Annotated in this window: 7 protein-coding genes; 5 read left to right on the top strand and 2 right to left on the bottom strand. The window is 62.1% G+C overall.

The features are described from left to right. The first annotated feature begins 220 nt into the window (after positions 1-220). The 3 genes from AC30NL_RS17910 (at position 221) to AC30NL_RS17900 (ending at position 3,141) form a co-directional block, all read left to right on the top strand. The gene (locus AC30NL_RS17910; protein ID WP_489465346.1) at positions 221-1,417 is read left to right on the top strand and encodes an acetyl-CoA C-acyltransferase; all 1,197 of its coding nucleotides are present in this window, start codon (positions 221-223) and stop codon (positions 1,415-1,417) included. Positions 1,418-1,517: 100 nt separating this feature from the next. After that, complete coding sequence (locus AC30NL_RS17905) at positions 1,518-2,282, top strand: enoyl-CoA hydratase (protein WP_489465345.1); 765 nt, start codon at positions 1,518-1,520, stop codon at positions 2,280-2,282. Positions 2,283-2,307: 25 nt separating this feature from the next. Continuing rightward, a complete protein-coding gene (locus tag AC30NL_RS17900; protein ID WP_489465344.1) occupies positions 2,308-3,141 on the top strand; it encodes an SDR family oxidoreductase in 834 nt (277 codons plus the stop codon). Between the two features lie 216 nt (positions 3,142-3,357). Here the strand turns inward: AC30NL_RS17900 and AC30NL_RS17895 are convergent, their stop codons facing one another. Next, entirely contained in the window at positions 3,358-4,002 is a 645-nt protein-coding gene (locus tag AC30NL_RS17895; RefSeq protein ID WP_489465343.1) for a phosphoribosyltransferase, read from the bottom strand. 52 nt (positions 4,003-4,054) lie between these two features. Beyond that, on the bottom strand, positions 4,055-4,492 hold the full coding sequence (locus AC30NL_RS17890) for an acyl-CoA thioesterase (protein ID WP_489465342.1): 438 nt from the start codon (positions 4,490-4,492) through the stop codon (positions 4,055-4,057). Positions 4,493-4,534: 42 nt separating this feature from the next. On the opposite strand from AC30NL_RS17890, the gene AC30NL_RS17885 reads away from it, so the two are divergent. Both AC30NL_RS17885 and AC30NL_RS17880 read left to right on the top strand, forming a co-directional pair. Continuing rightward, positions 4,535-6,358, top strand: a complete 1,824-nt coding sequence (locus AC30NL_RS17885) for an ABCB family ABC transporter ATP-binding protein/permease (protein WP_489465341.1) — start codon at positions 4,535-4,537, stop codon at positions 6,356-6,358. Positions 6,359-6,406: 48 nt separating this feature from the next. Then, positions 6,407-7,324, top strand: coding sequence for a LysR substrate-binding domain-containing protein (locus AC30NL_RS17880; protein ID WP_489465340.1), 918 nt, complete (start codon positions 6,407-6,409; stop codon positions 7,322-7,324). Positions 7,325-7,438: the final 114 nt, after the last annotated feature.

The following is a 7,438-nucleotide window of genomic DNA, read 5'->3' as shown; positions in this document are numbered from 1 at the left end:
GGTCGAAACGGATGGGGTTTTGAATCACATCCTCAATTGGCTGACGGCCCATCACCCTCACCCCAGCCCTCTCCCGCAAGCGGGAGAGGGAGTAATGCAACTTTCTCTCCCGCAAGTGGGAGAGGGAGTAATGCAACCTTCTTCGGCGCAAGCGGGAGAGGGAGCAAATTCCTCTTCGTCCTTTCGGGCAGAGGAAGTCCAAACACAAGAGGACTGACAAATGAGCAAGCAAGTTCAAGATGCCTACATTGTTGCCGCCACCCGCACGCCCATCGGGCGTTCCGGCCGGGGCTACTTCAAGAACACGCGCCCCGACGACCTGCTGGTCGCGGCCGTGCGCAGTGCGATGACGCAGGTGCCGTCGCTTGATCCGAAGGCGATCGAAGACGCCATCATCGGATGCTCGTTCCCGGAAGGGGAGCAAGGCATGAACATGGCGCGCATCGCGATGGCGCTGGCCTTCTCTCATCCGATGGGCGGCGTGACAGTGAACCGTTTCTGCGCATCCGGCGTCACGGCCATCCAGATGGCGGCAGATCGCATTCGCGTGGGCGAAGCTGACGTGCTAATTGCTGGCGGCGCCGAGTCGATGAGCCTCGTGCCGATGGGTGGCAACAAGCCGTCGTTCAATCCCGAGGTCTTCGCCAAGGATGAGAACGTCGGCATCGCCTACGGCATGGGCCTGACCGCCGAGAAGGTCGCGGCGCAATGGAAAGTCAGCCGCGAGGCGCAGGACGCTTTCGCGCTCGAATCGCACTTGCGCGCGCTGAAGGCTCAGGCGGCGGGTGAGTTCACGGATGAGATCACGCCTATCGACGTCGTCGACCGTTTTCCCAAGCTCGAGACCGGTGAGCAAGGCATGAAGACGCGCACCGTCAGCCTCGACGAAGGTCCGCGCAAGGACACCTCGATCGAAGGACTCGCCAAGCTGAAGCCAGTGTTTGCCGCCAAGGGCAGCGTCACGGCGGGCAACAGTTCGCAGACCAGCGACGGCGCCGGCGCGCTGATCCTCGCAAGCGAGAAGGCGATCAAGCAGTACGACCTGAAGCCGCTCGCCCGTTTCGTCAGCTTCGCGGCTCGCGGTGTGCCGCCCGAGATCATGGGCATCGGGCCGGTCGAGGCAATCCCGGCGGCGCTGAAGTACGCCGGCTTGACGCAGGATCAGATCGACTGGATCGAGTTGAACGAAGCCTTCGCGGCACAGTCGCTGGCGGTGATCAATAGCCTCGGTCTCGACCAGGCCAAGGTCAACCCGATGGGCGGCGCGATCGCACTCGGCCATCCGCTTGGCGCGACCGGTGCGATTCGGGCGGCGACGGTGGTGCACGCACTGCGCCGCCACAACCTGAAGTACGGCATGGTCACGATGTGCGTCGGCACCGGCCAGGGCGCAGCCGGGATTTTCGAGCGCGTCTGAGAGGCTATGAGTTTTCGAACGTGTCCGAGCAGCACGTCAAAAGGCGCCTGATCCACAGGGACAACCCGAGCACCCCTTCCAGTTTTCCGAGGAGTCAACAGTGAGCATCAAGACAGCAATACTGAATGGCGTTGCGACCATCGAGATTGCCCGCCCCGAGAAGAAGAACGCGATCACCGTCGACATGTACGCCGCCATGGCCGCTGCACTGCGCCATGCCAACAGCGATGCGAATGTCCGCGCGGTGCTCATCACCGGGCAGCCGGGCATCTTCACTTCGGGCAACGACCTCGAAGATTTCCTGCAACGCCCCAAGCAAGGCCAGGACTCGCCCGGATTCCAGTTCATGAACTCGTTGTTCACCTGCGAAAAGCCCGTGGTGGCGGCTGTGACCGGCGCCGCTATCGGCATCGGCACGACGATGCTGCTGCATTGCGACCTGGTCTATGTGTCCGACGAGGCGCGGTTTGCGATGCCTTTCACGAGCCTGGGTCTCGTGCCCGAATTCGCATCCAGCCTCATCCTTCCACAACTGCTGGGCCATGCGAAGGCGGCCGAGAAGCTTCTTCTTGGTGATCCGTTCTCGCCACAGGATGCCGTGGACTTTGGCTTGGCAAACGCGGTGCTGCCGGCCAGCGAAGTCGTGAATCACGCGCGACGAATCGCCGAGCGATTCAATACCCTTCCGCCTGGCGCCGTGCGAGAGAGCAAGAAGCTGATGCGTCGTTCAAGTTCGGCTTCCGTGCTGGAAACGATTGCAGTCGAAGGGGCTGTGTTCCAGGAACGGCTCACCAGCCCGGAGGCGCGCGAAGCGTTCACGGCGTTCTTCGAAAAGCGCAAGCCGGATTTCAAGCAGTTCTCCTGACCATGCACAAGAGAGACTCCACAACATGAGCACACTTCAAGGCAAGACCATTTTCATCACCGGCGCATCGCGGGGCATCGGCCTCGCGATCGCCAAGCGGGCAGCGAGGGATGGCGCGAACGTCGTCATCGCAGCCAAGACGACGGAAACCAATCCCAAGCTGCCGGGGACGATTTTCTCGGCGGCCGCCGAGATCGAGGCTGCAGGCGGCAAGGCCTTGCCGCTGCAGACCGACATTCGCGACGAGTCGAGCGTGTCGGCGTCGGTGGCGCAGGCGGTGCAGGAGTTCGGAGGCATCGACATCCTCGTCAATAACGCGAGCGCGATCAGCCTCACCCCCACGCTCGAAACGCCGATGAAACGCTTCGACCTGATGTTTGGCGTGAATGTGCGCGGCACATATCTGTGCACGCAGACATGCCTGCCTCATCTGATCAAGTCAGCGCAATCAGGACGCAATCCGCACGTGCTGAACATGTCGCCGCCGCTGTCAATGAAGCAGCACTGGTTCAAGAACCACGTGGCCTACACGATGGCGAAGTACGGCATGAGCGAATGCACGCTTGGGCATTCGGGCGAATTCAAGCCGCACGGCATTGCGGTCAACAGTTTGTGGCCGAGAACTGCGATCGCGACAGCGGCCTTGCAGATGATTCCGGGAGCGGATTTGAACAAGTGCCGCACGCCCGAAATACTGGCGGATGCGGCGCATCTGATCTTGACGAGCGACGCGCGCAACACGACGGGGAATTTCTTTATCGACGACGAACTGCTGGCGGAGCACGGCATCACCGACCTGGAGAAGTACAGCGTGAAGCCGGGGACGAAGGATTTCATTCCCGATTTCTTCGTCGATTGAATTGCCCCAGTGTCGCGTCAAGCCACAAGTGTCGGTTGATCGCGCAGCTGTCGGAGCGCAGTGCAAGGCGCGCCGACGAGTCATGGCCATGGCCATGGCTATGGCTATGGCTATGGCTATGGCTATGGCTATGGCTATGGCGAGGAGGCGCAACGCCGCAATGCGCTTCGAGAGCAAGCGAGCAGCCGGCATTTGTGGCTTGGCGCGACACCAGGACTAGGAAAACGAGCGCAGTATCGCGAGGACTTCCTCGTCTTCCAGTTGATGGAAGTCTTCGTAGTGCAGGCCAATGGAATGGAACGGATCTGGCATGCCAAGACAGACGATCTCGTCCACCATGCCGCTGATCTCACGCACCGTGTCCTCGGGTGCCACCGGCACAGCGAGCACCAGTTTTGATGGATGGCGCCTGCGCAAGGCCTCGAGTGCCGCCTTGGCCGTCGTCCCGGTCGCCAGACCATCGTCCACCATGATGACTTCACGCCCCGACACGTCGAGCGGCGCGCGTCCCGCCATGTAGACCTCTCGCCGGCGTTCGATCTCTGCGATCTCCTCGCGCGTTGCTTGTTCCAGTTCCGAGTCGCTCATCGGTTCGATGCGCGCAACCTCTTCATTGATCACGACCACCGGCGGATTCCCATCCACCACCGCCGCGTAGGCCAGCTCGCGCTGCCAGGGCATCCCGATCTTGCGGACGAAGAGCAGGTCCAGCGGGGCGGAAAGCGCACGAGCGATTTCAGCTGCGACCGGCACGCCACCGCGCGGCAAAGCCAGCACGACGACGTTGCGACCACGGTGACTCATGAGCCGCTGCGCCAGCAGGCGCCCGGCTTCTTCTCGCGTCGACAGCAAGGGTTTCATTGAAAGCTCCCAAGCGATGCGTTCGACAAAGGTCGAGTTGGGCCGGTTCCGATCAGGTGTGCGGAATCAGACGCGGCTGCCCGTCCTTGTCGATCGCCACGAAAGTCAGGTTGGCTTCCGTCACCTTCACCACATGCAGATTCGCCGGATTGCGCTCCGCATACACCTCGACATGTACCGTCACCGAGGTGCGCCCGATACGTTCCACCTTGGCGTAGAAGCTCAGCAAATCGCCGACCGACACCGGTTGCTTGAACACGAACTGGTTCACCGCCACTGTGGTGATGCGTCCCTTTGAGATCCGCGCCGGCAGGACGGAGCCAGCCAGGTCGACCTGCGCCATGATCCAGCCGCCGAAGATGTCGCCGTTGCCGTTGGCGTCTGCCGGCATGGGCATGACGCGCATGACGAGCTCGCGATCGTCGGGCAGTTTCAGGGGCGCAAGCGAGTCAGGAATCAAGTTGTCGAAGGCACTTGTAATTTCGGGCATATTCCTTCACCTGCTCAGGCTGTTCCGTCACATTCTTTCACGATGCGCCGCGCCACTCTCGATGTCCCTGCTGTCCCCCTTGCCGGCGCGGCCGCGCCCGCACGCGCCCACTCCGACGCAGCGACGCTGCGCAAGCTGCTGCCTTATCTGTGGCGCTACCGCTGGCGGGTGATCTTCGCGCTGGCGTTCATGATCGGCGCCAAGCTCGCCAACGTCGCGGTGCCACTCTTGCTCAAGAACCTGGTCGACAGCCTGACGATTCCTCCGGGCGATGTCCGCGCAGTGCTGGTGGTGCCGATCGGGATCCTGCTGGCTTATGGCGCGCTGCGGCTGTCGACCTCGCTGTTCACCGAACTGCGTGAACTCATCTTCGCCAAGGCCACCGAAGGCGCGGCACGCAGCATCTCTTTGCAGGTGTTTCGCCACCTGCATTCCCTGAGCCTTCGCTTCCACCTCGAACGGCAGACGGGCGGCATGACGCGCGACATCGAGCGCGGCACGCGCGGCGTGCATTCGCTGATCTCCTACTCGCTCTACAGCATCATCCCCACGCTGATCGAAGTGACGGTGGTGCTGACGCTGCTCGCCGTGAAGTTCGACGCGTGGTTCGCCTGGATCACCTTGAGCGCCCTCGTCATCTACATCGCCTTCACCATCACGGTCACGAACTGGCGCACGCAGTTCAGGAAGCAGATGAACGAGTTCGATTCAACGGCGCACACCAAGGCCATCGATTCGCTCCTGAACTTCGAGACGGTCAAGTACTTCAACAATGAAGACTACGAAGCGAAGCGTTACGACGAAAGCCTTGAGCGGCTGCGGCGCGCAGCGCTCAAGTCGCAGACCACGCTGTCGGTTCTCAATACCGGCCAGCAACTCATCATCGCCACGGGCCTCGTGCTGATGCTCTGGCGCGCAACCAGCGGCGTGGTTGACGCCCGCATGACGCTGGGCGATCTGGTGATGATCAACGCCTTCATGATCCAGCTCTACATCCCGCTGAATTTTCTGGGCGTGATCTACCGCGAAATCAAGCAGTCGCTGACCGACCTCGACAAGATGTTCACGCTGATGGAGCGCGAACGCGAGATCGACGATGCGCCGGACGCAACCCCGCTGCAGGTGACCCAGGGCCGCGTGAGCTTCGATCGCGTGAGTTTTTCCTACGAAGCCTCGCGGCCCATTCTTCACGACCTGAGCTTCGAGATACCGCCGGGCAAGACGGTGGCGGTGGTGGGACCTTCCGGCGCGGGCAAGAGCACGCTCGCTCGCCTGCTGTACCGCTTCTACGACGTGTCGGGCGGCGCACTCAAGATCGACGGCCAGGACATCCGGCATGTCACGCAGGCGAGCTTGCGACAGGCCATCGGCATCGTTCCGCAAGACACCGTGCTGTTCAATGACACCGTGGCCTACAACATCGGCTACGGCCGTGCAGGCGCAACGCAGGCGGAGATCGAAGGCGCGGCGAAGGCGGCGCGCATTCACGAGTTCATCCGGTCCACGCCCAAGGGCTACGACACCATGGTGGGCGAGCGTGGACTCAAGCTGTCGGGCGGCGAGAAGCAGCGGGTGGCGATCGCGCGCACCTTGTTGAAGAACCCGCCGATCATGATCTTCGACGAGGCCACCTCGGCGCTCGATTCGGCCAACGAGCGGGCGATTCAGGCGGAACTGCAAGGCGTGGCGCGGAACAAGACCGCCCTGGTCATCGCGCACCGGCTCTCGACGGTGGTCGACGCGCATCAGATCCTTGTGATGGAGTTGGGTCGCATCATCGAACGCGGCACGCATGCGCAACTGCTGGCGATGAACGGGCGGTATGCTGAGATGTGGCGTCTGCAGCAAGCGGGGGATGACGCTTAAGAAAGAGGGTAGAGCAGGGGCAGTACGCCTCCAGCGTCGGGACAACGCATGGAAACCAAATGGCTTGAAGATTTTGTGAGCCTCGCGGAAACGCGAAGCTTTTCGCGCTCGGCGCAATTGCGGCACGTGACACAGCCGGCGTTCTCGCGGCGCATCCAGGCGCTGGAGGCGTGGGCGGGGCTCGATCTGGTCGATCGCTCGTCCTATCCCACGCGCCTCACGCCTGCCGGCGAGACATTTCATTCGCAGGCGCTCGAAATCCTCGGCGCCCTGCAGTCAACGCGGAACATGATGCGTGGCCATCAAGTGGCCGGACAAGACGTGATCGAGTTCGCAGTGCCGCACTCGCTGGCATTTACGTTCTTCCCGCATTGGGTGATGGACCTGCGCAAGCGCTTCGGCGCGGTCAAGAGCCGGCTCATCACGCTGAACGTGCACGACGCAGTGATGCAGTTGACCGAAGGCAGTTGTGACCTGCTCATCGCCTATCACCATCCGTCGCAGCCACTGCAGTTGAGCCCCGACCGCTACGAGATGCTGAGCCTCGGCCATGAGACGCTCGCAGCCTACGCGAAAGCGGACGATGCAGGCCAGCCGATGTTTCATGTTCCGGCCGGGCCATCGACCAAGGTGCCCTACCTGAGCTATGCGTCGGGCGCCTATCTGGGCCGCCTGGTCGAATTGATCGTCAAGCTCGCACCGTCGCCACTCATCCTCGACCCGATCTACGAGACCGACATGGCCGAAGGTCTCAAGGCAATGGCGCTTGAAGGCCATGGTCTTGCCTTCCTTCCGGGCAGTTCGGTGAAGAAGGAACTGAAAAGCAAGCGCCTTGTGCGAGCTGCGGCACCGGGCGTGTGCGAGCTGTCGATGGAGTTACGGATCTATCGAGAACGGCCCGAGATGGCGCGACACATCAAGCCGGGGGCACAGGCCTTGTGGGAGTTCTTGCGCGATTCAAATTGAGCGCACTGCGCCAGAGAGGCTGAGAGTATTTCGATCATGCCCGCTCATCACGCCAAAAGGCCCCTGCTCGTCGTTGCAAATGCTCGCCATAGCACGAGCTATGGCTGCGCTTTG

The organism is Rhizobacter sp. (assembly GCA_021153565.1).
GTDB lineage: Bacteria > Pseudomonadota > Gammaproteobacteria > Burkholderiales > Burkholderiaceae_C > Albitalea.
Note: the sequence above shows the minus strand (reverse complement) of the source record. Positions and strands in the feature narration are given on the sequence as shown.